25 protein-coding genes and 1 other RNA gene are annotated in these 26334 nt (G+C 44.5%); 14 read left to right on the top strand and 12 right to left on the bottom strand.

The features are described 5' to 3' along the window. Window positions 1–79 precede the first annotated feature (79 nt). Together ACFI6L_RS13470 and ACFI6L_RS13465 are read left to right on the top strand one after the other, a co-directional pair. On the top strand, window positions 80–2050 hold the full coding sequence (locus tag ACFI6L_RS13470) for a BCCT family transporter (RefSeq protein ID WP_039229500.1): 1971 nt from the start codon (window positions 80–82) through the stop codon (window positions 2048–2050). Window positions 2051–2080: 30 nt separating this feature from the next. Continuing rightward, entirely contained in the window at window positions 2081–2557 is a 477-nt protein-coding gene (locus ACFI6L_RS13465; RefSeq protein ID WP_012518305.1) for a MarR family winged helix-turn-helix transcriptional regulator, read from the top strand. Window positions 2558–2648: 91 nt separating this feature from the next. Here the strand turns inward: ACFI6L_RS13465 and ACFI6L_RS13460 are convergent, their stop codons facing one another. Further along, on the bottom strand, window positions 2649–2996 hold the full coding sequence (locus ACFI6L_RS13460; RefSeq protein ID WP_075176495.1) for an RnfH family protein: 348 nt from the start codon (window positions 2994–2996) through the stop codon (window positions 2649–2651). After that, window positions 2993–3424: a type II toxin-antitoxin system RatA family toxin gene (locus ACFI6L_RS13455; protein WP_014949308.1), complete on the bottom strand. Its 432-nt coding sequence runs from the start codon at window positions 3422–3424 to the stop codon at window positions 2993–2995. Before ACFI6L_RS13455 ends, ACFI6L_RS13460 begins: the two co-directional genes overlap by 4 nt. Before the next feature lie 145 nt (window positions 3425–3569). On the opposite strand from ACFI6L_RS13455, the gene smpB reads away from it, so the two are divergent. After that, complete coding sequence (smpB, locus tag ACFI6L_RS13450; protein ID WP_014949307.1) at window positions 3570–4049, top strand: SsrA-binding protein SmpB; 480 nt, start codon at window positions 3570–3572, stop codon at window positions 4047–4049. 44 nt (window positions 4050–4093) lie between these two features. Here smpB and ACFI6L_RS13445 read toward each other — a convergent pair whose 3' ends face one another. Then, entirely contained in the window at window positions 4094–5317 is a 1224-nt protein-coding gene (locus ACFI6L_RS13445) for an NADH:flavin oxidoreductase/NADH oxidase family protein (protein WP_014976383.1), read from the bottom strand. A gap of 393 nt (window positions 5318–5710) precedes the next feature. Here ACFI6L_RS13445 and ssrA point away from each other — a divergent pair. The 5 genes from ssrA (at window position 5711) to ACFI6L_RS13420 (ending at window position 11890) form a co-directional block, all read left to right on the top strand. Beyond that, window positions 5711–6069, top strand: a transfer-messenger RNA (tmRNA) gene (gene ssrA / locus ACFI6L_RS13440). A 167-nt stretch (window positions 6070–6236) separates the two neighbouring features. Further along, window positions 6237–6959, top strand: a complete 723-nt coding sequence (locus ACFI6L_RS13435; protein WP_069944200.1) for an ABC transporter ATP-binding protein — start codon at window positions 6237–6239, stop codon at window positions 6957–6959. Further along, window positions 6956–8398 carry an ABC transporter permease gene (locus ACFI6L_RS13430; RefSeq protein WP_462574192.1) on the top strand — a complete coding sequence of 481 codons (1443 nt, stop codon included), beginning with the start codon at window positions 6956–6958 and terminating at the stop codon, window positions 8396–8398. Before ACFI6L_RS13435 ends, ACFI6L_RS13430 begins: the two co-directional genes overlap by 4 nt. After that, window positions 8395–9705 carry a DUF3526 domain-containing protein gene (locus ACFI6L_RS13425; protein ID WP_462574190.1) on the top strand — a complete coding sequence of 437 codons (1311 nt, stop codon included), beginning with the start codon at window positions 8395–8397 and terminating at the stop codon, window positions 9703–9705. Before ACFI6L_RS13430 ends, ACFI6L_RS13425 begins: the two co-directional genes overlap by 4 nt. Further along, the gene (locus ACFI6L_RS13420; protein WP_462574188.1) at window positions 9695–11890 is read left to right on the top strand and encodes a TonB-dependent siderophore receptor; all 2196 of its coding nucleotides are present in this window, start codon (window positions 9695–9697) and stop codon (window positions 11888–11890) included. Before ACFI6L_RS13425 ends, ACFI6L_RS13420 begins: the two co-directional genes overlap by 11 nt. A 62-nt stretch (window positions 11891–11952) precedes the next feature. Here ACFI6L_RS13420 and ACFI6L_RS13415 read toward each other — a convergent pair whose 3' ends face one another. Continuing rightward, window positions 11953–12912: a LysR family transcriptional regulator gene (locus ACFI6L_RS13415; protein WP_462574187.1), complete on the bottom strand. Its 960-nt coding sequence runs from the start codon at window positions 12910–12912 to the stop codon at window positions 11953–11955. Between the two features lie 188 nt (window positions 12913–13100). On the opposite strand from ACFI6L_RS13415, the gene ACFI6L_RS13410 reads away from it, so the two are divergent. Next, on the top strand, window positions 13101–13931 hold the full coding sequence (locus ACFI6L_RS13410; protein ID WP_462574186.1) for a DUF4437 domain-containing protein: 831 nt from the start codon (window positions 13101–13103) through the stop codon (window positions 13929–13931). A gap of 15 nt (window positions 13932–13946) precedes the next feature. Here ACFI6L_RS13410 and ACFI6L_RS13405 read toward each other — a convergent pair whose 3' ends face one another. Both ACFI6L_RS13405 and ACFI6L_RS13400 read right to left on the bottom strand, forming a co-directional pair. After that, complete coding sequence (locus tag ACFI6L_RS13405; RefSeq protein ID WP_462574184.1) at window positions 13947–15083, bottom strand: ankyrin repeat domain-containing protein; 1137 nt, start codon at window positions 15081–15083, stop codon at window positions 13947–13949. Window positions 15084–15160: 77 nt separating this feature from the next. Continuing rightward, complete coding sequence (locus ACFI6L_RS13400) at window positions 15161–16132, bottom strand: NAD(P)H-dependent oxidoreductase (RefSeq protein ID WP_462574183.1); 972 nt, start codon at window positions 16130–16132, stop codon at window positions 15161–15163. A gap of 198 nt (window positions 16133–16330) precedes the next feature. Between ACFI6L_RS13400 and ACFI6L_RS13395 the strand changes: the two genes are divergently transcribed. Then, a complete protein-coding gene (locus ACFI6L_RS13395; RefSeq protein WP_338358415.1) occupies window positions 16331–17236 on the top strand; it encodes a LysR family transcriptional regulator in 906 nt (301 codons plus the stop codon). A gap of 58 nt (window positions 17237–17294) precedes the next feature. Here the strand turns inward: ACFI6L_RS13395 and ACFI6L_RS13390 are convergent, their stop codons facing one another. Both ACFI6L_RS13390 and ACFI6L_RS13385 read right to left on the bottom strand, forming a co-directional pair. Beyond that, window positions 17295–17816 (bottom strand): nuclear transport factor 2 family protein, encoded by a 522-nt coding sequence (locus ACFI6L_RS13390; RefSeq protein ID WP_462574182.1) that lies wholly within the window; start codon window positions 17814–17816, stop codon window positions 17295–17297. Window positions 17817–17894: 78 nt separating this feature from the next. Next, window positions 17895–19001: an alpha/beta hydrolase gene (locus ACFI6L_RS13385; RefSeq protein WP_462574181.1), complete on the bottom strand. Its 1107-nt coding sequence runs from the start codon at window positions 18999–19001 to the stop codon at window positions 17895–17897. A 116-nt stretch (window positions 19002–19117) separates the two neighbouring features. Between ACFI6L_RS13385 and ACFI6L_RS13380 the strand changes: the two genes are divergently transcribed. Then, on the top strand, window positions 19118–20023 hold the full coding sequence (locus ACFI6L_RS13380) for a helix-turn-helix domain-containing protein (RefSeq protein ID WP_075176476.1): 906 nt from the start codon (window positions 19118–19120) through the stop codon (window positions 20021–20023). Window positions 20024–20064: 41 nt separating this feature from the next. Here ACFI6L_RS13380 and ACFI6L_RS13375 read toward each other — a convergent pair whose 3' ends face one another. Both ACFI6L_RS13375 and ACFI6L_RS13370 read right to left on the bottom strand, forming a co-directional pair. Then, window positions 20065–20871, bottom strand: coding sequence for a DUF3307 domain-containing protein (locus ACFI6L_RS13375; RefSeq protein WP_462574180.1), 807 nt, complete (start codon window positions 20869–20871; stop codon window positions 20065–20067). Window positions 20872–20921: 50 nt separating this feature from the next. After that, window positions 20922–21668 carry a hypothetical protein gene (locus ACFI6L_RS13370; RefSeq protein WP_156086353.1) on the bottom strand — a complete coding sequence of 249 codons (747 nt, stop codon included), beginning with the start codon at window positions 21666–21668 and terminating at the stop codon, window positions 20922–20924. A gap of 278 nt (window positions 21669–21946) precedes the next feature. Here ACFI6L_RS13370 and ACFI6L_RS13365 point away from each other — a divergent pair, with 278 nt between their 5' ends. From ACFI6L_RS13365 to ACFI6L_RS13355, 3 genes are all read left to right on the top strand, one after another. Further along, window positions 21947–22465: a TetR/AcrR family transcriptional regulator gene (locus ACFI6L_RS13365; RefSeq protein WP_014949290.1), complete on the top strand. Its 519-nt coding sequence runs from the start codon at window positions 21947–21949 to the stop codon at window positions 22463–22465. A 64-nt stretch (window positions 22466–22529) separates the two neighbouring features. Further along, window positions 22530–23585, top strand: coding sequence for an alcohol dehydrogenase family protein (locus tag ACFI6L_RS13360; protein ID WP_039232619.1), 1056 nt, complete (start codon window positions 22530–22532; stop codon window positions 23583–23585). 331 nt (window positions 23586–23916) lie between these two features. After that, window positions 23917–24675 (top strand): DNA/RNA non-specific endonuclease, encoded by a 759-nt coding sequence (locus tag ACFI6L_RS13355; RefSeq protein ID WP_014949288.1) that lies wholly within the window; start codon window positions 23917–23919, stop codon window positions 24673–24675. A gap of 26 nt (window positions 24676–24701) precedes the next feature. On the opposite strand, the gene ACFI6L_RS13350 is transcribed toward ACFI6L_RS13355, so the two are convergent. Then, window positions 24702–25571 carry a sterol desaturase family protein gene (locus tag ACFI6L_RS13350; RefSeq protein ID WP_156086352.1) on the bottom strand — a complete coding sequence of 290 codons (870 nt, stop codon included), beginning with the start codon at window positions 25569–25571 and terminating at the stop codon, window positions 24702–24704. A gap of 72 nt (window positions 25572–25643) precedes the next feature. Further along, window positions 25644–26309, bottom strand: a complete 666-nt coding sequence (locus ACFI6L_RS13345) for a CDP-alcohol phosphatidyltransferase family protein (RefSeq protein WP_156086351.1) — start codon at window positions 26307–26309, stop codon at window positions 25644–25646. Window positions 26310–26334: the final 25 nt, after the last annotated feature.

Here is a 26334-nt window from a genome sequence, read left to right as displayed (position 1 = left end):
GATGTTTATAAAAAATGCTCCATGCGGTATATTTCTGCGTATAAACCGAAATTTATAAAAGGTGAAAGGAATTTACTGCGTGATTGAGAACGAAAATAAATCTCCACTCAACAAGCCGGTGTTTATTACATCGTCAGCTTTAATCCTATGTTTACTTATCTTCGCTGCTGGTACTCCTGAAACAGCAGACGCGCTTTTCCAAAAGCTTCAGAGCGCAATTGTGACCAACGGTAGTTGGTTTTATGTATTTACTGTCGCAGTAATTGTGGTGTTTGTTGTTTTCCTCGGCATGTCACGCTACGGCGAAATTAAGTTAGGCCCAGATCACGCAAGCCCCGAATTTAGCTTTGGGACTTGGCTTAGTATGTTATTTGCAGCAGGAATGGGAATTGGGCTTATGTTCTTTGGCGTTGCCGAGCCCTTAATGCACTTTTTAGCGCCCCCCACTGCACAGGCTGAAAGTATTGACGCCGTTCGCGAAGCAATGAAAACCACATTTTTCCATTGGGGTGTTCATGCTTGGGCAATCTATGCGGTAGTGGCGCTGATTTTGGGCTATTTTGCGTACCGTCAAAACTTACCTCTTACACTGCGTTCTGCTTTATATCCATTAATTGGTGACCGGATTTATGGCTGGCCTGGGCACGTGGTTGATATATTCGCGGTTACATCAACGGTGTTTGGTGTATCGACGTCGCTAGGCTTTGGCGCTTCGCAAGTAAATGCGGGGTTTAACTATTTATTTGGTCTACCGTCAAATACTGGTGTTCAAATAGCTATAATGGCAGGCGTTGTTGGCTTAGCCGTAATTTCTGTAACTACTGGCCTGGAAAAAGGCATACGCCGTCTGTCAGAAACCAATATGGTTTTAGCCTTACTGCTACTTTTAATTGTTCTTGTTTTAGGCCCAACCGTATTTTTACTGCAAGCGTTCATGCAAAACACTGGGGCTTATCTGTCTGATTTAGTGCGCAACACATTTAACCTGTTCGCCTATGAAAAAACAGACTGGATTGGTGGCTGGACCATCTTCTACTGGGGTTGGTGGTTAGCATGGGCACCGTTTGTTGGCCTGTTTATCGCGCGTATCTCATACGGTAGAACCATCCGCGAATTTGTAATGGGCGTACTGCTTATTCCATCAGCATTTACACTATTTTGGATGACCGTATTCGGCAACGCCGCTATTGATCAGGTGTTAGTGCAAGGTAAAGACGTACTTGCACAAATGGTAAATGAAGATACTTCAGTGGCACTGTTTGTATTTTTAGAGCAGTTCCCTTTCGCTTCAGTACTAAGCCTTATAGCAGTATTGATGGTCATTGTGTTCTTTGTAACCTCATGTGATTCGGGTGCCATGGTTGTCGATATGCTGTGTTCACACGGTGAAAACAATACGCCGTTGTGGCAACGAGTATACTGGGCTGTTGGCGTTGGTGTGGTGAGTTCAGTGCTGCTTTACGCTGGTGGGCTTGGCGCGCTGCAAACTATGACGATTGCCGCCGCACTGCCATTTGCTATTGTGTTGCTTATCGCTATATCGGGACTATTGAAAGCCCTTCGTATCGAGGCGTACAAACGTGAAAGTTTACAAGTACTAACGGGTACACCGCAGCATAATGACTCTGACAAAAACTGGAAAGAGCGCCTTGAAAATATTGTGACCTTTCCAGATGAAACTGCCGTTCGTCGTTACATCAACAAAGTGGTGAAGCCTGCGCTAACAGAAGTAAGCGAGGAGTTTAAAGCGCAGCAATTTGAAATAAAAATTGAAGATACCGACGAAGCACTCGTATTAACCGTTGATATGGGCAATGACCCTGAGTTCATTTATGCTGTACATCCTGTATCGACAGAACAGCCTGAATTTGGTCCAAGTGACACACCAGCACTGGACGAAAACAAAAAGGCCACGTACTATCGCGCCGAAGTGCACCTTAGTGAAGGTGGTCAGAACTATGATATTATGGGCTGGTCGAAGATTTCGGTCATTAATGACGTCATCGATCACTATCATAAGCACCAACATTTTATTCATTTGCTTAAGTAACCGTTGGGTTACGCATTTGTTGGAAGTAACATGCGAAAAGAAGAAGAACTATTAGTGGCACTACGGCGCGTAATACGCGCTGTAGACCTACGCAGCAAGCAGCTAAGTAAACACGTGGGTTTAACAGGCCCACAGCTATTGGTGATGCAAAATATTGAAGAGCGCCCGGGTATAATGGTGCGCGAAATTGCAGAGAATATTAACTTAAGCCCTGCAACCATCACGAATATTCTAGATAGACTAGAATCACGAGACTTAGCTACGCGCATAAGAAGTACGCAAGATAAACGAAAAGTGGGCGTATTCTTAACCGAACGTGGTAAAGAGGCGGTGGTTGACGCACCTCGCCCGCTTCAAGAACACTTTGTCGAGCGTTTTTCACAGCTTAAAGAGTGGGAGCAAAGCCAAATGGTCGCTACCGTTCAGCGAATTGCTAGCATGATGGATGCTGAAGATATTGATGCCTCCCCTTTCCTGGAGTTAGGCAGTATTTCAGAAAAAAGCTAATAGCCTTTGTCTTCTTTAAAAAAATGGCCTTCACTTGAAGGCCATTTTTGTATCTATCTTTGGCGCTGGCGTAGAAGCGTTCAGCTGACTGCTATGACTTCGCCTTAAGTGGATTTACCTTTCCACCTGTGACTTTGTCAGCGCGCCCTTCCTCTTTCGCTTTCTCAGCACGGCGCTTGCGGATTTCTTTAGGGTCAGCAATAAGCGGGCGGTAAATTTCAATACGGTCGCCATCGGTAAGCGTGTCGCGAAGCTTAACCACGCGGCTCCAAATACCCACTTTTGTTGCTTTCAAATCAATCTCGGGAAACTGCTCAAGCACGTTAGACGCGTTTATCCCTTCTTCTACCGTCGCATTTTCATGAATAGCAACATCAATGATAGTTTGCTTGGTGGGTAACGCGTAGGCAACCTCAATATTGATGAGCTTCTTACTCATGCGTACACGCTCCGCGCTCGGTCTGTAAACGCTGCAACCATACTGCTGGCTAAACTGTTAAACACTTTACCAAAAGCCATTTCAGCTAGTTTATTGCTGAATTCAAACTCTAGGTTTAATTCAATTTTACAGGCTTCTTCTGATAACGCTGAAAATGTCCAGCCACCGGTAAGCGAGCGAAACGGACCGTCGACCAGTTGCATTTGAATACTTTTACCTGGCTCTAACACGTTGTGCGTTGTAAACCATTGCTTGATACCAGCTTTTGCCACTAACAATGACGCTTTCATGCTTTGCGCCGACGTGTCGAGTATTTTGCTATCGGTACAGCCTGGCAAAAACTCTGGGTAGGAAGCTACATCGTTGACTAAGTTAAACATGGCTTCTGCACTATGAGCTACCAGCGCGCTTCTATGAATACTTGGCATTGATTCCACTACAATTAAAACTCTTGTCCGCATTGTATCACAGAAAATTTGGTTCGCTCGTATTCGGTTTTGAACCAAATGCCCCAATATAAGATAACAATGACAACTAAAGACATTCCTTTGAACAATCAGTATAATAGCCAGCATGAAAAAGAATAAAGCCAACAAAAACACCACAGGAAATATCGCGCAGAATAAAAAAGCGCGTCACGACTATTTCCTAGAAGACAAGTTCGAAGCCGGACTTGAGCTTCAAGGGTGGGAAATTAAAAGTATTCGTGCCGGTAAAGTGAACATTACCGATGCGTACATTATTATCCAGAATGCCGAAGCGTATTTGGTAGGGTGTAGAATTAGTCCGCTGAATCAAGCCTCTACCCACGTTATCGCTGCTCCAGAGCGTGCTCGCAAATTGTTGCTGAACAAACGAGAAATTGACCGCTTAATGGGTGCGCGAGACCGCCAAGGTTATTCAATCGTTGCCACGTCTATGTATTGGAAAAAGTGCTGGGTGAAACTAGAAATTCACCTAGCAAAAGGTAAGCACGCCCATGACAAGCGTGACACCATTAAAGACAAAGATTGGCAACGTCAAAAAGAACGAATGATGAAACACAGCGTTTAACGCTGTGTTTTTATTTGGGCTGCCAAAAAGGAAGTGTAGTAGGTTTAACCTACGTCTCGTTTCGTCATTTTCTTGCGATGTAGCATATCAAGAATCAGACTCCACAGCGGTGACGGGTTTCTTAAGGTAGTTAGGTTATTCCCAAGGCGTCTAAGTTGTCTTCGCACCATGGCCATATTCGCAAGGCTTGCAAGCGATTTATCTTTCCAAGAGCAATGTGGAATTATGCCCGAATACGCCCATTCTTGTTGCCACTTTTTAGCTAAGTCGGGCGTAATAGCAAGGGCGCTGGCTAATCCAACAAGGGCACAGCCCTGCTCAATCACTTCCTCTGCTACCTCGGCCCTTTTTATACCGCCAGTTGTCATAAGCGGAATATCAGTTTTACTCACCAGAGCCTGCGCAAATTCCAAGAAGTACGCTTCTCTTGCCAGCGTGGTGTCGTCACGAGTTTGCCCTTGCATGGCAGGCGCTTCATAACTGCCGCCAGACAGTTCTACAACATCAACACCCAAGGCTTCCAAGCGATTTACCACCTCACAGGCATCATCAAAAGAAAAGCCATTTTTCTGAAAGTCTGCAGAATTTAGCTTTACCATAACAATAAAGTCTTTAGCGCAAACCGCTCGAACCTGACTGACTATGTTTATCAGCAAGCGTGCGCGATTAATAATAGAACCGCCCCACTCGTCTTGACGCTGATTAGTAAGCGGAGACAAAAACTGCGTAAGCAAATAACCGTGAGCGGCGTGAATTTCAACGCCATCAAACCCGGCTTTTTCAGCTTGCTTAGCAGTTTGAACGAAACGTTTGCATACATCGTGAATGTCTTGGCAGGTCATTTCTCGCGGTTGAGCAAATAGCTTGGAGTGTTTACCCATATCAAGCGGTACAGCAGAAGGCGCAATAGCTTTGCCTTTCATCGCTTTAAATACCTGTCGACCAGGGTGATTAATCTGCATTATGGCTAAAGCGCCATTAGACTTAATGATTTTTGCCCACTTTTGAAACGGTGCGATGTCGGTATCTTTTTCTAGTGCAACGCCACCTGGCCCTGTCATGGCGCCTTTATCGACCATAACGTTGCCTGTGATCACCATGCCTAAATTGCCGTGGGCCCAATATCGATAGAGTGAGTACAAAGACTCTCCGGGAATATTTCCCATACTCGACATATTTTCTTCCATAGCAGCTTTAACAAGACGGTTTCGCGCTGTTACGCCACATGGCAAGGTATACGGAGAATACAATATGGAATCTGAAGACATTTACACTACAAGCCTTTTAATTATGCTCACGTACTTTAATGGTTCTTGCTACTAATTGCATCATTACATCAGCACTATTTCCTTAAAAATTCGCTAAAGTAATCAAATAAAAAGCGCTATTTTAGTTTATAAATTGCGTTTCTTGCACAGCCCTTGTGCGCTCGGCACTTGAATTTTACTCAAGCATCCACACATCTATGGTAGTTCAATAATACTCAATGTTTGTGTGTTGCTGTTTAAGCAAAGCTTCAACTGAAAGCCACACAGCTAAGCTTTTGAAAAACTAGATGTTATTTTTGGTTGATTTATAGCCAAACCCTTAAAATTTATAGTAATTTTCAAAAGAATGTATTTCACCATGTAACAATTGTGCTATTATTGAAAATCACACTCGGGGCTGATTAGGATTCGACAGGATCTAGGAAGCCGGAGGTGCATGCAGAGGAGCGGTTTGCCTCTTAAAAAGCCGCATTTAAATAGTCGCAAACGACGAAACATACGCACTAGCCGCTTAATAACCGGCATAGGCCCTTCCACCCTAGTCTTTTCCTGCTAGCGGGGATTCGGAAGGTCATCCAAGTAGGATAGCGAGGGAACCTTGTCTAAGGGTGAACCGCGAAACAGTATTAGGCCAGCTGCAAGGAAATCCTGTTTGTCGGAGTTCCAAGCAGTTAAATAAATGACAAACTAAGCATGTAGTACCAAAGGTAGACATTTTCTGGACGCGGGTTCAAATCCCGCCAGCTCCACCAATTTCAAAGGCTTGCCACTCGGCAAGCCTTTTTCGTCTCAGCTTCCGAAATTTGTAAATTATTTCTAATTAAAACAAAACACACACTACCTAAATAAAAGCTATTCCCATCTAGATGGTTATATTATAACATTGCATCACAATTCTAATGTATAGCTTCTCCAAACAATGCAAACAAATTCAGTGATATGCGCGGATGCGCTTACCGTGTGTGTTGACGATCGCACGCTTCTAGACAATCTCAATTTTAATGTAGGAAAAGGCGAAGTATTTGCACTTTTAGGTGGAAATGGTGCAGGTAAATCCACCACCCTTAAAACTTTTTTAGGGCTTATGAAGGCAAGTAGCGGTAGCGCCACTGTATTAGGGCATAATGCCTCTACCCAGCCAAACCAAGTTCAAAAGTCTGTTGCCTACTTACCCGAGTCTGTCACCTTATATGGCCATCTTTCTGGCGTAGAAAACATTCGTTATTTCTTGTCAGTGGCTGGAGTCGATAAGTCTGACGACGATATGTTCGCCGCACTTCGCAAGGTCGCACTTCAAGAAGATTCGTGGAATAAGGCGCTATCTAATTATTCAAAAGGCATGCGTCAGAAGACCGCAATTGCCTTGGCCCTACTGCGCAATGCGCCTGTACTGTTCTTAGACGAACCTACATCTGGGCTAGATCCAGCAGCCATCGACGAATTTAATGCGCTAGTGTCAGAGCTGGCAGCGGGTGGCGCTACTATTTTTATGGTTACCCACGACGTTTATGGTGCCTGCCAAGTTGCCCATCGAATTGTGCTTTTAAGTAATGGCAAACTCACAGGTTCCTTCGAGCGCGCTGGCGATACGCCAATAGATACTGAAGCCGTTCACGCAGCATTTGCAGGGCGTAATGTATGATACTGAATGTTGCTAGAATCATTTGTGCTGAACAGTGGCGCTATTGGTTGCGAACAAAAGTAGCAGCGACCGTTTTATTGCTAGGCGCTATGCTTACCATAGCTGCACTGGTAGTTAATGCCTTTCACATCGATGAGGCTTCCCACACCAGAGACCACCTTCAAACAGAAGCTGAACAACGCTTTGAGGCACAGCCCGACAAGCACCCTCATCGCATGGTGCATTATGGTCATTATGTATTTCGTGCCCCCACTCCACTGAGCGTAATTGAACCGGGTGTCGATACCTACACGGGGAACGCTATATTTTTAGAAGGACACCGCCAAAATAGTGCGATGTTCGCCGAGCAGCGCCAATCCGCAGGGCTTACACGCTTTAGTAGTTTAACACCCAGCTTTTTAGCTTTGGTTCTCGCACCTTTATTTATTATTCTAATTGGCTACGGCAGCGTGTCACGTGAACGCGAAGCCGGCACGCTAACCTTACTGCTTTCTCAAGGCACCACCCGTTGGCAATTGCTCTTAGGGAAGCTTCTGGCTCTCGTAATCGCTAGCAGCCTATTTTTACTCCCGCTACTGTTTGCCTGTCTTTATGTCGCGTTTTCAAACGAAAGTGCACTTGTCGTAATACTCTTTTGCCTTAGTTATGTGGTTTACTTTTTACTGTGGGCCACGGTAGTCACTGCGTGCTCGGCCATATTTGAGAAAAGCAGCGTTAGCTTCACCGTACTTGTTGTCATTTGGATGAGCGCTTGTGTGTTGCTTCCTCGTTTAGGGAGCAGCGTTGCCACAAACATTGCCCCTTCAATGGGAAAACTTGAAGCCGATTTCAAAGTGGAAGAAAAACTTAGAAGTTTAGGTGACGGTCATGACGTTAATGATCCTGCATTCAAAAAGCTAAAAGAAGATTTACTAGCTAAATACAATGTAGATTCAGTTGACGACTTACCCGTTAACTTCAGGGGCATTGTTGCCCAGTACTCCGAAGGTCGACAAGCCAAAGTGCTTAATGAGTTTGCTGAAACCCGCATGACCGAAGAGTTGGAACAAGCCCAAATAGCACGGCAGTTTGGCTGGCTTTCGCCTACGGTTGCGGTGCGCTCTATTTCTACGATCCTTGCGGGAACTAGCCTCGAGACACACCACCGCTTTTTAAGGGAAGCGGAAACGCTGAGACTTGAGTTTGTTCAGGCTTTAAACAAGGTTCACGCTGAAAAACTCGATTACAAGTTAGATATGAACCGCAACGCCAGTGAAGAAGCAGCAGACAAAGCTGTGGTTGGCGCAGATAACTGGGCGATCTTAGCAAAGTTTGATTTTAAACCAGAAGTAGGAAGCACACGCATTAGTAACGCGTTGATTTATTTTATTCAGCTGTTGCTTTGGATGGGACTTACCGCACTACTTCTTCAAGCTGCAGTTAGGAGATTAAATCCATGATCCGTTTTAATGATATTAAACGAGAAGCGGGTTTCGTATTTGGCCATCGTCAGATAAAACTAACGCTTTTGGTCGTGTTTCTTTTAAGCTCGGTGTCGTTGTGGTCTGGCTATTCGGAAATGCAAGAGCAGCAATCCACTATAGAGCGCTTGTTAGAGAAAGATGAAACAGAACGCAACGCTGTCCTTACTCACCAATCTAATTATGGCATGGTAGCCTATTACGCCTTTCATTTGACCTATGCCCCGCCCTCGCCGTTGGCGTTTGCTGCTGTAGGAGAGCGCGATGTGTTTCCGTGGAAGCACCGTATTAGAATGCTAGCGCTAGAAGGTCAGATTTATGAAAGCGATACAGACAATCCGGAGCTTGCTTTCTTAGGGCGTTTTGACTTTGCTTTCGTTACCAGTGTGCTGTTGCCTCTGTTTATCATTTTGCTCCTTTACGACTTAAAAGCGAAGGAACGCGAAGCCCGCCGTTTTGACTTACTTAATGTAACCGCACGCAATTCGCATGCTATTTGGTCATCACGCGTATTGGTAACACTAGTCCCCTTGGCACTGGTTACGCTTATTCCGTTTATTGCCTTTAGTGTAGTGAGTGGCGCGTCTGTGTTTCAAACAGTAACGGTTTGTACCATCGTCATTGGCAGCATAATTGTTTGGAGCGCTATTGTGCTTGCTATAGGAGCTGCTAAGCGTTTTGCTAATTTCAGCGCCACGCACCTAGCTTCAATCATGTTAGGCGTATGGCTTGTCACAACGGTTATTGTGCCAGTTACCGGGCACACCGTAATTAATGCGTCGGTTGATACACCTGAGGGCGGCGACATTGTGCTCACGCAGCGAGAAGCCGTTAACAGTGCATGGGACAAACCTGTTGAACAAACATGGGAAGCGTTTATTGAAACTCACCCACAGTGGGCGGATAAAACCGACTTTGATCCACAGCGAGACAGTTCATTTAATTGGAAGTGGTATTACGCATTTCAACAAGTTGGCGACCAAACGGCAAAGGAACTTTCAGAGGCTTATCAAGCCGCCACCTTACGCAAAGATAAAATTGCAAGCTATGTTGCTCTGCTATCCCCGTCTTTGTTAACGCAACGCTTATTAACGAGTGCTGCTGATACCGATGTTAAAGCCATGGTTAACTACGAAAATAATGTTCGTGAATTTCATGCGTCGTTGCGCAAATTCTACTATCATCACTTGTTTGAAGCCCCGGAGTTTTCATCGGCCAGTTTTAAACAGCTACCTCAATTTTCACCAAAAATAAGAAAGACACAGGAAAACACTAATGAAGACTAGCTGGGTAAAATCTACCCTCGCCCTTTCTATCGCGACGCTTTTGAATGCGCCTGCAAATGCGCAAAACACTAATATTCAATCGGAAGCTGATGTAGAGAAAATTACGGTGCATGGTATGCACCGTGCGTATCAAGGGGCATTTGAATATAAAGAAGTGCCGGCGGCAGCGCAGGATATCGACCTTGGTCTCATCAATGATGCAGGCGCTATAAACCTTAACGACGCTTTAGACTTGTCCGCTTCGGTAGCCAGACAAAATAACTTTGGTGGCCTTTGGAACAGCTTTGCTATTCGTGGTTTTTCAGGTGACGAAAACTTACCTAGCGGGTTTCTGGTAAACGGTTTTAACGCAGGACGCGGATTTGGCGGACCTCGTGATCTCTCTGGCATTGATCATGTTGAAGTATTAAAAGGCCCTAAAGCTGCGCTGTTTGGTCGCGGTGAACCAGGTGGAGCGGTAAACCTTGTTACAAAGCGCCCCCAGTTTCGTCAAGATGGTGAAATTAAAGCAACTTACGGAAGCTGGTCGCAGAAGCGCATTGAGACTGATGTACAATCGGTTGCAGGCAGTACTGAAAATGTAGGTGTACGCTTAGTAGGCTTTTATGAAGATGCTGAAAGTTTCCGCGATACAGTAGAAACTGAGCGTTTTGGCTTTTATCCATCGGTTACGTGGGAAGCATCAGCAGACACCACGGTTACGTACGAACTCGAATACACCGAGCAAAAAATTCCTTTCGACCGTGGCGTAGTGGCCATCGATGGTAAGTTGGGCCATCAGCCAATTGAAATCTTTACTGGCGATCCTAATGGCGACACCATCGATACGGAAGTGGTTGGTCATCAAATTGAGGTTTCTCATAAACTTGCTGACGAATGGAACCTGCTTTTGGGTGCTGGCTTACGCGATACCACTTTCGAGGGTAATGCATTAGAAAACAACTTTGGTGGTCGCCAAACGTTATTTATCGATCCTAATCAAGCCTTGTTGTCTCGTTTTAAGCGCTACCGTAATTTCCAAACCGATTACTTCGTTTTACGCGGCGAAATAGCGGGACAATTCGATACTGGGTCGCTATCACATCGCGTGATTATTGGTGCTGACTACGATAAGTTTGAAAATGACCAGATTATTCTGCGCTATCGCCCGCCATTCTTTTCAAGCGATACTGACATTAAAGACTTGGACTTAGAACAGTACTTAGTGGTCGATATTTTTAATCCGGATTACTCACCACTTCCAGATGTGGAATTGTCTGATAACTTGGACCGTTTTGAAGTTCAGGAAGCGTGGGGTATCTATTTCCAAGACCAAATCAACATCACTGATAATTTCCAAGTTAGGCTGGGTGGTCGCTTCGATAAGTTCGAGCAGGAAATTGATAATCGCCTTGCGTCACCTGTAAGTACCACATCACAAGACGACACACGCTTTTCTCCACAAGTGGGTGCTGTTTATCTGTTTGATGACACCAAAAGTGTGTACGCAACTTACGGTGAAGGTTTCCGTCAGCTGACGGGGTCGGATTTCGCCGGAAATCCGTTTGAACCTAACGAATCTAAATCTGCGGAAATTGGTGTTAAAGCCGATCTCACATCAATGTTTAATAATATACGGGGTGATATCACCTTCGCCGTGTTTAATATCGAGCAAAGTAACATCCTTGTTTATGATGATAGCCCTGAGGCGTCTGACGGCTTCTTCTTAACCCCTGGTGGCGAAGCGCGTAGCCGTGGTGTTGAGTTAGACATTAACGCTGAATTTGAAAATGATATTTCGCTTTGGGTGTCGTACACCTTCGTAGATGCTGAAAGTACAAACGATGCGGCGGATGCTAACTTTGTTGCAGCCATTGAATCTGGCGATCCTTTAATTAACGTTCCAGAAAACCAATTGAGCATTCAGTTGAGCAAGGGACTTACATTTGCTGATATGCCAGTACGTATCGGTTCAGGACTGTTGTATGTTGATGAGCGTTTAGGTCAAACCGCTACCGACTTCTACTTACCAAGCTACACCACGGTTCGTGCGTTTGCTGAAATAGAGCCTGTAGAAAACTTGTCAGTTAAAGTTGCAGTAGATAACCTGTTTGATGAAGAGTTTTATACTAACTCTTTCGCAGATGTGTGGGTTGAACCTGGCGCGCCTCAACGCTTTAGGCTTACCGCCGCCTATCGCTTTTAAGGTTTAAGGAGAGGCTTTTAAAGCCTCTCCGTTTATGATGTTCAGGTGTTGTTTTAACTAAATTAGGCGTTGTCACACGGCGGCCATTCACTCTCTTTTAATATTTGATTTTGAATAAGACGTTGACGCTTACTTTCAATAACCTGTTTTAATTCATCTCTAATTAATCTTACCGCTGGCGTAATAAGATGCCGGCTAGGCAGCATGAGCCACATTTCAGTTAGCGGTACGTGGTAACCAATCAAAATACGCTGCAGCTTTGTGCTCAGTAAATCCCCCGCAACGTCTATACATGACTTTTTAGCTATCCCCTCTCCATCTACGCACCAGCGCCGAACAATATCACCGTCATTCACAGCGCGATTACTGTTCACTTTCACTTTAACTCTCTCGCCCTCGTTGATAAGTTCCCACGTATTGTGGGTTTGGTCGTAGAGCTTATAAAGAAGTGCGTTGTGCTGCGCTAAATCAGTCAAAGTTGTAGGCTCACCGTTTCTTTCTAAATAATCGGGAGACGCGCAAATCACATGCGGAATATTGCACACTTTAAAACCATACATCTGCGATTCTTTAACCGCTTCTTTTGTCATGGCTCTAAGTGCTACATCTACACCATCGCGGTAGAAGTCCACCCGACTGTCGCTCACATGTAATCGCAATGAAAGTTCTGGATTTGCGCGCTGCACTTTATTTAGCAGTTCACGCATTAGGTTGCGCCCCATTTCCGAAGACATCGCCATGCGAAGCTCACCATGAATACTCTGCTTCTGCTCTGTCACTAGTGCAAGGCCCTGCTGTAAGGTGTCGAGTGCCTGCTTTGCCATAGGCAAATACTGCTCTCCTTCAGGTGACAATCGAATTTTGCGTGTACTTCGCACAAATAGCGCTACGCCAAGCTGCTCTTCTAAACGTTTAACCGCCATACTTGCAGCAGATGAGCTAATATCAAGTTTTATCGCAGCAGTGGTTATCGAGCCCACTTCAGCCACCTTTACGAACACAGACAGGTCTTCGGTTTTCATACTTCCCTCAACGTTTATTTCACTCTTTTGATTTCATGGCAAGAAAGACAAAGCAAAATGGATCACCTCTATTATCCACATTTTCAGGAAAGTCTTTATTGATTTTGGTCGTTTATGAGACTTATTCGAAATAATAGACTGTGCCTGCCTGTTAAATAAAACCTACGACCAACAATTAGGAGGTTTGAATGAAACCAACGAAACGAAACAAACTTACAATAGCATCGCTATTATTGAGCACCTGTTTTCTTCTTGTACCCGGCGCACAAGCACAAGACAAAGTTATTGCAGCTAAGGATGTAGAATGGGGTTTCTTGAACCCAGCCCGTGGCGACAAAAGCCCCGGGGCAGCAGACTTGTGGGGAGACCGAACAAAAGACACGGCAACGGGGATGTTAGTGCGATTTAACAAAGGCTTTGAATCGCCACCGCACATTCACAACATAACCTATAGAGGTATTGTGATTGAAGGTGAAATGCACAATGACGATCCAAACGCAGCAAAGATGTGGATGCCAACAGGTTCGTTTTGGACTCAACCTGCAGGTGAAGATCACACCACTGCGGCAAACGACAAAACCAACCTGATTTACCTGGAAATTGATGAAGGCCCATACCTTGTAAAGCCATCAAAAGAACATTTTGACAACGGCGAAAGGCCAATCAACGTTCACGCAGACAATATGGTGTGGCTGCAAAAAAGCGACCTTGTAAATATAGCGGCCGACGGTGTTTCTATTGCCTATTTGTGGGGCGAGACAAGTAGTGTATACGGCACCCTTATCAAGCTTCCAAAAGGATTTAAAGGTTCAATAAAATCTAATGGTGATGAATTCAAGGCAGTGGTTATCAAGGGTAGTCTCAATTATACCCAAAACAATACCTCCAGACAGATTGAATTAAACGCAGGAAGTTATATTGAATCATCAACTGCCGCACACCATTCTGTTGAAAACGCAAACCAGAGCGAAACCATTGTATACGTAAGAACGTCGTCAAAATTTAGCGTTGCAGATTAGTACGCTTTTTTCAGCTCACTTACGCGGGGCATTTCCACGCTTGCTTCGCGTATTTTCTAGGTATTCAGCAATCATAGAATAACCGTTTTGCCTTGCAAGCTGCTCTGGTGTATTGCCATCGTAACCTTTCAAATCTAACCTAGCTCCTGCTTCCACCAATACTTTCGCTGCCTCTAAATGCCCATGCCACACTGCGTCATGAAGCGGTGTATACCCGTTGTTAGGACCTTGCGCGTTAAGCACTTCCTGAAAGCCAGGATATTGACTAAGTAACGTCAGCATGTCTGCACGCCCAAAATATGCGGCTTTGTGTAAAGCAATTGCGGCCATGTAGGCGCCGGTAAGCGTTTGATCTGCGCCGTTATCTAGCAACAGCTTTGCTACTTTCAGGTAGCCTTTCATCGCTGCAAGCAGCAGCGCGCTATGAAAATCACTGCCTTGTTTCAATACGGGCGCAACCGCATTAACGTCATACCCTTTTTCTAGCAGCACTTTTATTTCAGCTACCATTTCTTCTTCAGACAGCGCTTGGTTGGCAACGATCATATAAATGGCTGCTTTTTCTTGCGCTTGCTGCAGCGTTTTTGCTTTATGAGCCGCAAATAGCGCGTTAATAGTGGCAACATCTTCATTTAACGCTTTATCGTTTGCTTTTGTACCGCTTCGATTAAACCCAAGGGCTGTAGCGCCTGCCGCTGAAATAACGGTGGTATCGATGTCGGGCAAACTTAATAAATATTCCACCGCGGGAATATTTCTGTGCCACACGGCCAATAGCAGTGGCGTTCCGCCCAGGCGTACTGACTGCAAGTTTACGAATGCTCCCTCTTTCACAAGCAGTTTAACAAGGTCTACGTTTCTTCCTTGAACAGCCAGATGAAGCGGCGCTACCCCCATTAATCTATCGAGTCCGTTAACATCTGCGCCGCTGTCTATAAGTGCCTTAACACGCTGTATATCGTTATCCCACACTGCTTTGTGCAGCGGTGTTAGGTTCTGACTTATGTTGCTTTCAAACTTACTTGAATAGAGCGCCCCTATTGCTTCGTTTACCGCGGCTTCGCTAAACGAAGCGGTAATGCCCATGCCAGAGAGCACAATTAACGCCAGAGACTGGCTGGTTTTTCTTGTAAACAGGATAGGTTTATTCATCGTCTCGCCTAACTTTTTAAATGCTTTTTGTCTTGGTTTTAAGTTCTGGTTTTGAGTTTTTAGCACGTTGTTAATCTCTACAAAGAACTAACAACGTAACTGTCGATGGTTACTTTACCTTCGGTATCAATATGCACATGCCAGCGCTCTTTTACCTGTACCTCAACCGATTCCCCTTTAAAGTCAGACGATTCAAATGTGTCAGCGCGAAGGTTAATTCGAAGGTCTACTATAAACCCATTGGGCTTCGCTGAATCAGCATCGGGTTTGATATCAATTTGATCTACACGGTGCTCACAGTTAGGTTTAAACGTCTTGCGTGCCCACGCGTACCAGTCGTTGAATCCAGCATGGCCTTGAAATCGTCCCTCTGGCGCTTGCCAGACAACCTCCTCGCTGAGATTCGGTAGAAACGCTTCACTTGACGCCGGTAATTGATCGAACTGCCCAAACCACGTCGTTACAAACTGTTTAATACGCAATTCTGGAGAGTTCATCAAAACATCAATAGCATCGGCTACCCGCTTACCATGTTGATCACCACGGCCCTGAACGTCTGAAAGCGTGTTGTAAACACCTTCAATGTACACCATGCGATGGCTGTAAATTGGCTTGTGGTACTGCATTTTTGCGAGGTAAGCGAGCTGTTCTAGCGGGCGTAAGAATTCTTCCACACTGAAATGGTTATAGCCTAGCGGTCCATAAGACTCTTTTGGACCACCTACCGAAATGGACAGTAAAAAATGTTTATTCGCCAGCTTGTCTCCTTCAGGGCCAAACGCAAAATTATAAGTAAATACTTGGTCAATCCAGCGCTTAAGTAAAGCTGGTACAGAATACCAGTAGAAAGGAAACTGCAGCACAATTACCTCAGCTTCAAGCAAGGCTTTTTGCTCTGCCTCTACATCAATTGGGTTGTTAGAATAAAGGGTGTCCAAACGTCTAACTTCAATGTCGTCTATGCGCTTAGTCAGGCTTTGCAAAATAGCGCTATTAGCATTGGACTGGTCTAAATTAGGATGGCCGGAGATAACTAATACTTTACTCATTACTTCTACCTTTGCGTGATAATTTTATGGTTGGTTCAAAGTGAACAGATAGAAGTTTATGCTTGAATGACCTTTAGTTTTAGATGATGATTAACTCAAAGATTATTAGTTTAAAACTAACAATTAAATTCTAGATATAATTTTGGGCTTGAAACCCTTCGACCAATTTGTCACTTAGACTTTCAAGAGGCGCTATAAGTGAACGGCACCACATTTCAACAACTTATTGTTTTTCATGCTATTGCCGATGAAGGCAGTATTAGTGGCGCAGCTCGCCAGTTAGAAATGGCACCGCCGTCTGTAAGCCACGCGCTTAAATCTCTAGAAGCAAGTGTGGGCGTTCCTTTGTTCAATCGAACCACGCGTAGAGTTGAATTAACCGATGCGGGAAAGTTACTTAAGCAGCAAACTCATCATGCTATCGACACGTTAGATATTGCATTTGAAGAGGTCAACGCCCTTAGCTATACCCCTAGGGGCACGGTTCGTATTACCACTCCTCGCTTCGCCTTCCAACAGCTTTTGGCGCCTTATTACCAAGAGTTTTGCGAGCGCTATCCAGACTTAAAGCTTGAGGTATCGATAAACGATGCAGCCGTAAATTTGATTACCGATGGGATGGATGTGGGTATTCGCTTTGGTGATAGGATAGAAGAAGGCATGGTGGCAAAGCGATTAACTAATGCCACTAAAGAATGTTTGTTCTGCTCACCTCACTACGCTAAAAAGTATGGCCTTCCCTCGTCTATTGATAGCCTTCAGCAACACAAGCTCATTCAATATCGTTTTATTACCTCTAACAAACTTGCGCCACTTCATCTGTGGCAAAACCAGCAAGCTGTGAGTGTTTCAATGCCGATTGCTATGGTAGTCAACGATACAGATTTGATGATTGATGCTGCCAAAAAAGGGTTAGGTATAGGAAGAATTGTTGAACCTATGGTGGATGAATTATTTGAAACTGGCGAGCTTGTTCCCGTACTTAAAGAGAACTGGTTTCCTTATTCAGGGCTATTTATGTATTTTCAGCAACATAGTCAAAAGGCCCAAAGAATTAGGGCCTTAATCGACTTTCTTGAAGAAAAACACGCAGTTTTACGCTAGCGCCTGTTGGTTTTTACTGTGCATCAAATCTCAACAGGCGTTAGTAACTTGTTTGCTTTCAGTGCGCTAGGGTATCGTTTTTAACTTGCTGCAGATCCGCCAAGCGGTCTTTCGCATTTTCTGGCGCAATCGCTAAAATATCGCGACTGCCCGCCTCCTCTCTCTTTTCTAGTGTCACTGAAGTAATCAGCCATTGCCCTTCTATCTTTCTAAAAGTGAAGTGGTAGATGCCCGAAACTTGCCAAAAACCATCATGCCCTAGCCAATGACTGGCAGTAAATGGCACGTTAGCAAACGCTATATCTTCTTTTCGATTAATACTTGGGTTTCCCAAGTTGTGGAATGTTTTGTCAAAGCCAGGCAAGAAAGCCGCCCAGTTTTGCATTAAGATCTCACGTTTTTGGGTTACCGCTTCGCCCCCAAACAAACTGGTGTAGTCTGTTGTTACATGTGGGGCAAACAGTAAGGTTAAGTATTCATAAGCATTGTTGTCAGCTAATGCTGAAAAGCTATTCAGGTTGCTGTGAATACTTGCAATGTCTTTATCCCGGCTCGAATGGGATGTGGCAGCGTGGCCCATAGTAAAAACTCCAACTAACATGACACAAATTATGGCTTTAAATTTCATTTCTGAGCCTTTAATAGGTAAATACTCGTCTTACAATGCGCTGTCGAAGTGGGAAACTACGGCGTTAACGGCTTTTTCAACGGCTTCAGGTTGGTCGTAGAAGTCAAATTGATTGATGTTATCTAGCCAAATTGCATTTACCGAATCAGTCGCGTTTTCCAAATACTGATGTGCACCTTGTGGCAGCGCCATCGCTTCTGATGCAACCATTAAAACCGGTATAGTCTGTTTTGATGCACTTAACTGCGCATTATAATTAAGCCAACCGCTCCATGACGTCACGTTGAATTTGTTGTCGTAGGCAGGCAACAAACCTCGTGATTGCTCAGTGTAGTAAGGTGCGTTATACATCAAGGCGTTTTCATTGGTTAAACTTGCCGCTTCAATAACTAATGGCTCGGATTTGTCTTTCTCTGCCGCTGCTAACGCAAGTAATTGATTGCGATTTTCTTCACCGCCATAAATGGCTGTTGCCATTGCTTCATCGTGTAACCAGGGGGCCACTACTGCCACCGCGCCTAACCGTGTATTTTGGCTTAATTGAGTATTTTGAACCGCAGCATCAAGCATATAGCCCGCTGAGGCACAAATGGCCAAGCCAGCAATACGGCTGTTGTCCACCTGCGCGACGTTTGATAGCGCTTTGATAACAGCCTGTATATCTTGCGTTTTACGAACAGGATCTTCAAGGTACGCGGTTTGGTTGTCATCAGTATCTCTTGACGCTCCCCAACCTCTAAAATCAAATGTAACAGCAGCGTAGCCTCGCTCGGCTAGTGCCTTTGCATAAACAGCTGGCATTTGCTCTTTTACTGATGTCCATGCACCTGTAACAACGACCACTGGTGGATTAGTAATACCTTTTGGCAGGTATAAATTTGCAGCCAAGTTGCCCACTTCTGTGTTTAACGTAATATTTTCCATTTGAAATCCTTGCTGGTTGTATTGACGATGACTATTTTTGTTTTCACTGCTTAACTGCGCGTGATTAGCGCTTAGTTGTTCAATGCCTGCTCGGGCTTGGTTTAACGCGTCTGTTTGCGATGGTTGTTGAGCGTGTGATACGCCCGGTTGTAATATGACCAGTGGCGATATCAAAAGTGACTGTGCAATTACTGTTATGGTAGGTTTAAGCATTTTTGCTGCGCTCTTTAAGTGAAGAATCAATGAACACAGAATATGAAATAGTGCGCCTTAGTTATTGCACATTAATGCTAATTATTTGTAGGTTATTGCTAAAGGAAACATAAAGCTTGAAGTCACGTTTAGCCTTTTTTGATCATGCGACACATCAACCTTCATCGTGCAAAGACGTACTAGATATTGCTTTTTCAAACGACGGTCTCGATTGGAAAGGCATCATTTTAGAGAAAGGAAAGTCGCCTCACTTTTACCCTCAAAATGTGTATACCCCTTATTTCTATTTCGCACTCGCCCTTGAAAGCGACCTGAATTGGAACATAGAAGCGAATGGAAGTATGGTTTCTTTAAAAACCAGTCCGGGAAACATTTGGATTAATCCACCTAAAACGCCGTTTACACACGACATATCCGAGCCTTGTTATTTTGTTATTTTAGCGGTTGAAGAGCGTGTATTTTTAGACGCATGTCCGTTTAAGGTAGAACAAGAACAGCTGCAGTTTCTGAACAACTACAATGTGGAAGACGAGACCATAAAGGGGCTAATTGAGCTTCTGTTATTAGAGACACAAGCAAAGGGTCGTAATGGGAAAGCCTATTTAAGTAACTTATTGTCTGCACTTTCTGCTCATTATATCCAAAATTATTCAAATTACCGCGACCTTCAAGATTCCTCAGCAAAGAGTGTCAAAATAGGCAAGTCACAGATAGATAAGATTGAGCAATACATTAAAGAAAATATAGGCAGTACCATTAGCGTAGATGCGCTGGCCGAACTCGTTTTTTGCAGCAAGTTCCACTTTTTAAGAGAGTTTAAAAAGAGTGTTGGGGAAACACCGTACCAATTTATTACCCAATACCGTGTTGAGCAAAGTAAAAAATACTTACTCGCGAATACTCATTCCATGAGCGACATCGCGTTATTACTGGGATTCAATGACCAATCTCACTTCAGTCGTGTTTTCAAAAATCACGAAGGCATTACCCCAAGCCAATTCATTAAACAATACAGCACGTAGAATAAACTATTTTGGACACTACCTACTCAATAAAGCCCTTGCTAAGACTTTATGGGTAATTGCCCTAATGCCGCTGCGCATGCCAAACCAATGGCAAACGTCATCGCCACACTGGTGAAGGTGCCCAAAAGTACATATTCAGTTAGCTTTCTGTCTTGGTGTTTAGTGAGGTCGCCAAAGCGAAATATAGATTTAGCCGCAATAAGAAAACCTATGGCAGAAAACTGATTTAACAACACAAACGTTAACATGAGTACACGTTCTAAATAGCCAATTCGCTGACCTGCCAGTGATAAAGTTTGTTGTGCCTCTGTACTTATTGTGGGCGGATCATTGGGGTGAGAAGACGGCATTTTGTTAGCTAGTAATTCATCGCTCCAAGGCGACAGCAGCTGTTTAATAATAACTGAACTGGGCTTGAGTACCGCCAAATAGGCCAAGACCACTAATAGATGCGATGTACCTATTTGCTGAAGTAGTCCCACTGCCTCGCGCCACTGATTGGTGGCATACAAAAATACGCCTAAGATCACGACAATGTGCGCTATTTGATCGACAACAAAAGATGTAGTGTTTTGCTTACAATACGATTTAATCACGTCAATTTTGAAGTGAGAAACGGCGACTACAATTGCCCCAATACCTATACTTGCGATACTTATCGTTGATGAAAACAAGAACATTGCTGCTGCCGCGAGTATACCGTGTATGATTGCGTGTAGGTATAAGGGCAAAGCCAGTGCGTGTCGTTCGTTTCTTTGCTGTACCCAGGTAAACGGTTGAAAATAAAAGTCTGCTAATAGATGCGCTAACACAAGTGCCACCAGCAGTTGAGGTTCAGCAAGCATTTGGTTCTCCTGTCACAAGCATTATGTTTTTTGCATAACCCGTCATCACGTTAGTCTTCCTTGGTCAATTGTTCCGTTTTTAATGAGGTTCCACCTTGAACCCATAACGTGAGCGCTCTCTCCATATAGTCGAGATATTCTGCTATCAGTTTATAGTTACTGGCATTGAGAATTCGACTTACATTACTGCGATTTTTATCTAGTATGGCCGCTACACTTTCATGGCTCTTATCCGTGGCTTCAAGATACGCGAGTAAGGTTTGCGACTGGGTTTGTGTCAGTCCATTGATATGCGCGTCGGCAAAACGTGTTAAGAGCTGCGTTTTGTCGTCGAGTGTTTGTTCACCGCTACAAAAAGTAAGATGGTGCGGCTTTATGTTATCTAACCCTCGTCCTGACAACACAAATGCGTCTCCAGTGCCAGTTTTTACTTCTGAAGGGCGAAATTGCGCTTCTCCCACAGCAACACTCATTCGCACGTCCACGCCTGAAGCGTGCGCCTTAAGTGCTAGCCGCAACCCAACTGCGGCTGCAATGCTATGCTGTGGTTGTGCAACAACTAGCTGGAATGCGTCTCCTCGATAAATATCAAAGTCTCCACCGTAGTACTCGGCGTAGTATGTTAAACGCTCTCTCAGCGTAGCAATTATCTCTCTGAATTCAGCATCAGAATAAGACTGAGAGTTGGAGACGTCACCGGTAATCACACCAGCGCGCTTTTTTGTATTGCTTGTTAAAGCACTCTTTCTTGTCATTTCACTATGCGCCGCGTTGTCTTTTCTACTTTCAATAGACACTTTTTTCCCGTTCAGGGGTCCACTATGACACGCTACCATCTCAAATTCAAAAACAATCACACAGCAAAATGTGATTATTATTAATCACAAAGTCACATGTGACTAAATTGCGTAACGGAAAGCTAAATATAACAAAGAACGTATAGCGGCTGTTGATTAAGTAGAATACTTATTCTACCCTAGAGTAGAATATTCATTCTACTTAACATCTGTTTAATTGGTTAACAAGCGATGTGCCAAGCAGACGAAAATAACAAATGTTTTCGAGGAGACCCGGTATGACCGCGCCCAAACAATCTGAGTTAGCTTCGAAACTAGAGCAAGCTTTTGCCCTTTACGGATTCGCAGAGCCTAATGTGGCTAAACTCAAGGACTACACTGGCACCACACTAAAAACCTTGTACAAATACTTCCCTTCAAAAGAAGACATGATTATTGGCGCGCTCGACTATCGTCACAGCCGCTACATCGCGTTTCTGGAAGAAAACTGTCCCTCGACGCGTAACGAAGCAATTAACCACATATTTGAACGCTTGTCGGTGTGGCTAACGACATTCGCTCCCAGAGGTTGCATGTCATTGCAGGCTTTGGCGAGTTACCCCAATAATCTTCAAATTGAAACCGCTGTGAACAACCACAAACACGCGGTGCTAACGTGGCTGAATGAAAAGCTCGAAGACCCAGCCCTTTCAAACAGCGTGTTCCTGCTACATGAGGGCATGTCATCAGCATGGCCAACGATTGGTGATAAAGCGTTAACCGCAGCGAAAGGCGCACTAACAGTGCTACTTGATTAGCCCTTCTTAGCACTTGCATCAACCATTACCTTTCTCGTCTAAAGCAAAAATTCTGGAGGACAATATGAAATCATTGCCAAATGAAATGTACGGCGTGCAGTTAACCAAACATGGCGATCTCGACGCGCTTACATTTAACGAAAACATACCTTTGCCTACACTCAGCGACAACGATGTACTTATTGAAGTACGCGCTGCGGGGGTAAACAACACCGACTTAAATACGCGAAAAGGTTGGTATTCCAAAGGCGACAACAATGCAGAAGATGCTGGATGGGCCGGCAATGCGTTAAACCTACCTCTAATTCAAGGCGCCGACGTATGTGGCTATATTACCGCTGTGGGTAATAACGTGAGCAAAGAACGTATTGGTGAACGCGTCATCATTGAGCCTTGTTTGGTAGAAGTTGACAGTAAACCGCTAAGTACCCCTTGGTATTTCGGCTCGGAATGCAATGGAGGTTTCGCACAGTTTACTAAAGTCGCATCGCGCCACGCCCATGCAGTAAATTCAACGATGACAGATGTGGAACTAGCCTCGTTCCCCTGCTCTTACTCTACAGCCGAAAACATGCTGCACAGAGCAAACGTAAAAACAGGTGAGCGAGTATTTATAACCGGTGCCTCGGGCGGCGTAGGCTCAGCTGCCGTACAACTCGCTAAAGCACGTGGCGCCTATGTTGTTGCAGTAACCAGCGAACAAAAGCAATCAGCCATACAAGCATTAGGCGCCGACAAGACCGTTTTGCGTGATGAAGATTGGCAACACATGGCAGAAAGCGAGCCGTTCGACGTTGTTATCGACCTTGTTGCTGGCCCACGATGGCCTGAGCTACTTGAGATCCTAAAACCGTTTGGTCGCTACGCGACGTCGGGCGCAATTGCTGGTCACGACGTCTCTTTGGATGTACGGACTCTGTATTTGAAAGATTTAACTCTATTAGGCTGCACTATTTTAGGACATGATGTATTTGCCAACTTAGTAAAACACATCGAAGCAGGCAATATTAAACCACTTGTATCGAGCACATTCCCACTAAGTGAAATACACCAAGCGCAGCAAGAATTTGAGCAGAAAAAACACATTGGTAAGATGGTATTGACGTTACAGCCCAAATAACGTCGATATGCCCGAGAGAACGTAAACCAAAGCTCTTTAACGACGGGCGCTCCTATGAGCTTCGCCGAGTAAATGCTTGGCGAAGCTCTTAATACTAATTCTTACACAACTGAGCATAATTTTCTGCCAGCATATCTTGCGCGATAACGTGCTTCGTCGGCTCGTTCAACAAGCCAGGGCATTATAAGAAAAGCCACTGCTAATCGCGTTTTCAAACATAGGTATTTGTTTTTGTACTCTTTGTAACATTAGGTACTATTTCCTGACATTTTAGACCTGTACTTTGGTACAGCCTGTAAAACGCAGGCGTCTAAAAACAAAAGGAAATATAATGAAAAAGCTCATCGCGTTCACACTAACAATTTGCGCATTTAATGCGTTTGCTGATAACTGTGTTTACAACTGCCCCACTGGTCAATCTGGACAAACCATTACCCGTTCCATTTACACCCTAAACAATAATGCACAAACAAAGTTCGCCAACTGGGTGGCCTATCATGTAACCCCAAGCACTATTGACGGCCCATCAAGAAGTCGTAATTGGAAAGCTGACCCTTCAATTAACTCTGCGAATACTTTAGAGCCGAACGATTACAGCGGAGCATGGGCTACAATTGGCACTGACCGCGGCCATCAAGTTCCTCTTGCTTCGTTCAGCAACACAGCCGATTGGCAAATGTTAAATTATTTATCAAACATTACACCTCAAGATTCAGACCTAAACCAAGGTCCTTGGGTGGATCTAGAAAATGCGGTGCGTGATGTAGTGAGAACTGGGCAAGACGTTTATGTGGTTTCTGGGCCGTTATATGAGTGGTATTTCGCTACTCTGCCAGAGGCAGATGAGTCGCACAGCATTCCTAGTGGATATTTTAAAGTCGTCATTACCGATGTTAACGGCTGGGTGGAAGCCTCTGCTTTCATCCTAGAGCAAAACGCAGCTCGCAGTGATAACTTTTGCGCAACTGAGGTAACGGTTAATGAAGTTGAATCCAGAACAGGTCTAAACATTATGCCGTCACTACCAAGCTATAAAGAAAATGCTGTTGAAGGGGGATTAGGAGGCTTAACCGCTGCGCTCGGCTGTTAATAACGCATCTAAAAAGGCAGGGATGCCTACCTCTTTTTAAATGGCTGCTGTAAAAGCGCAATGATACTTGCGTTCTTCTTAGTGGCTGGCACGTCTTTTTGACCAATGGGCAATGTTTCGTCGCTAAACGCAGCGCGAGGCGTAAAACTATTAAACAGCCTATCCCACCACGATACGCTAAACCCGTAGTTCGAATTAGATTCATTTTTAGCCTGGCTATGGTGAATGCGATGTAAGCGCTGTGTGATTAGCACAAGCCCAATTCTATCATCCCACTTTTGTGGCAACCTAATATTGGCATGATTAAAAAGGGCAAAGCCATTTAGCGCCACTTCAAAGATAACAATAGCAATAGCAGGCACGCCCAGCATCACCACCGCCGCGGCTTTAATACCTAAACTCATAGCAATTTCAACTGGATGAAAGCGAAGACCTGTAGTGGTGTCGACATGACTATCGGCATGATGCATTTTATGAAAGCGCCACAACATAGGTACGGTATGAAAAAGTCGGTGCTGCCAATAGATAAGCATATCAAGTAGTAAAACACTTAACGTTACGATGGCTATATGAACAAGATACGTTGATGAATTATTGAGAGGCTCACCACTGTTTAGCAGTTGATTGGAGCTTGAAGCGTCAGCCGGCACGGCATCCAGTAAAACGTTGAACACACCTATGCCTTTCTGCTGCGCCCATAAAGACACACCAACGAGTGTGGCCGGAAGCAAAATACGCGATACCAGCGCCCCCATTACCACCATGGACAAGTTACCCAACCAGCGTGTTTTCCTACTAAGCACGGCTTCACGCGCTGGCAACAGTGCTTCAAGTACTGCCATAAGCACAAAAACGCCAAGAAATACGCTTAAGCGAATAACCGCGGTATTATCCAAAGCAAATTACCTTTATCACGTTAATTACTTTCAAAATTCAGATTACTTTTACTGCTACGAGAACTTTCACCATCATTCATAATCTGAAGAAGGCACTGTACGTTCTGACTTAGCAGCGTCGCGCTCTACCCTATGAAGCGTAGAAAAGCCCCCTACTATGCGAGTAATGACTGTTACGGCACAGGCTGCAGCGAACACATAGGCAAGCGTTGCAAAATACTGCGGCCAAATACAGAACGCCAAAAACACCAAAATGGTTTCAGTGCCTTCGGTTAACCCCTGCATATAATAAAAACTCTTGTTAGCAAACTGGGGCCTATCTATTTGAAACTTCTCTGCTGCAATGGCAAAGGCTAAAAAACTGCTGCCAGTGCCAATAAAGGTAGCTAACAGCACCATTGCTGGTATACCCCACTCTTGAGGGTTAGCAATACCAAACGCCAAAGGAATAGAAGCGTAGAATAGAAAATCTAAGCAAATATCTAAAAAACCACCCGCACTACTGCTACTTTGCTGATAGCGCGCCAATTCACCGTCAATTCCATCAAAAACACGATTCAATATGATGCAGGCTAGCGCCATATTCCACCAGTTAAGAATAATAAAGGGAAGCGCAAGAACACCGATGACAAACCCGGCAAGCGTAACCTGATTTGGGGTAACGCCCTTGCTGTCTAGCGCTTTTATCAACGGTTTTAAAAGTGGCTTTATAAAAGGGGTAACTTTGGCATCTAACATGACATGTCTCTTTACTCGCTCTGCA

The sequence above is a fragment of the Alteromonas sp. G4i35 genome (genome assembly GCF_054960375.1).
The sequence above is the reverse complement of the archived record's forward strand: the minus strand, read 5'-3'. Positions and strand labels throughout refer to the sequence as shown.

Coding starts and splice junctions, on each gene's coding strand:
- ACFI6L_RS13355 (WP_014949288.1), top strand. CDS start 23,917: ATGAAAAAGCTCATCGCGTTCACACTAACAATTTGCGCATTTAATGCG.
- ACFI6L_RS13460 (WP_075176495.1), bottom strand. CDS start 2,996: ATGAGTAAGAAGCTCATCAATATTGAGGTTGCCTACGCGTTACCCACC.
- ACFI6L_RS13365 (WP_014949290.1), top strand. CDS start 21,947: ATGACCGCGCCCAAACAATCTGAGTTAGCTTCGAAACTAGAGCAAGCT.
- ACFI6L_RS13410 (WP_462574186.1), top strand. CDS start 13,101: ATGAAACCAACGAAACGAAACAAACTTACAATAGCATCGCTATTATTG.
- ACFI6L_RS13445 (WP_014976383.1), bottom strand. CDS start 5,317: ATGTCTTCAGATTCCATATTGTATTCTCCGTATACCTTGCCATGTGGC.
- ACFI6L_RS13345 (WP_156086351.1), bottom strand. CDS start 26,309: ATGTTAGATGCCAAAGTTACCCCTTTTATAAAGCCACTTTTAAAACCG.
- ACFI6L_RS13420 (WP_462574188.1), top strand. CDS start 9,695: ATGAAGACTAGCTGGGTAAAATCTACCCTCGCCCTTTCTATCGCGACG.
- ACFI6L_RS13425 (WP_462574190.1), top strand. CDS start 8,395: ATGATCCGTTTTAATGATATTAAACGAGAAGCGGGTTTCGTATTTGGC.
- ACFI6L_RS13415 (WP_462574187.1), bottom strand. CDS start 12,912: ATGAAAACCGAAGACCTGTCTGTGTTCGTAAAGGTGGCTGAAGTGGGC.
- ACFI6L_RS13455 (WP_014949308.1), bottom strand. CDS start 3,424: ATGCCAAGTATTCATAGAAGCGCGCTGGTAGCTCATAGTGCAGAAGCC.
- ACFI6L_RS13465 (WP_012518305.1), top strand. CDS start 2,081: ATGCGAAAAGAAGAAGAACTATTAGTGGCACTACGGCGCGTAATACGC.
- ACFI6L_RS13390 (WP_462574182.1), bottom strand. CDS start 17,816: ATGGGCCACGCTGCCACATCCCATTCGAGCCGGGATAAAGACATTGCA.
- ACFI6L_RS13430 (WP_462574192.1), top strand. CDS start 6,956: ATGATACTGAATGTTGCTAGAATCATTTGTGCTGAACAGTGGCGCTAT.
- ACFI6L_RS13360 (WP_039232619.1), top strand. CDS start 22,530: ATGAAATCATTGCCAAATGAAATGTACGGCGTGCAGTTAACCAAACAT.
- ACFI6L_RS13405 (WP_462574184.1), bottom strand. CDS start 15,083: ATGAATAAACCTATCCTGTTTACAAGAAAAACCAGCCAGTCTCTGGCG.
- ACFI6L_RS13375 (WP_462574180.1), bottom strand. CDS start 20,871: ATGCTTGCTGAACCTCAACTGCTGGTGGCACTTGTGTTAGCGCATCTA.
- ACFI6L_RS13385 (WP_462574181.1), bottom strand. CDS start 19,001: ATGCTTAAACCTACCATAACAGTAATTGCACAGTCACTTTTGATATCG.
- smpB (WP_014949307.1), top strand. CDS start 3,570: ATGAAAAAGAATAAAGCCAACAAAAACACCACAGGAAATATCGCGCAG.
- ACFI6L_RS13435 (WP_069944200.1), top strand. CDS start 6,237: ATGCAAACAAATTCAGTGATATGCGCGGATGCGCTTACCGTGTGTGTT.
- ACFI6L_RS13400 (WP_462574183.1), bottom strand. CDS start 16,132: ATGAGTAAAGTATTAGTTATCTCCGGCCATCCTAATTTAGACCAGTCC.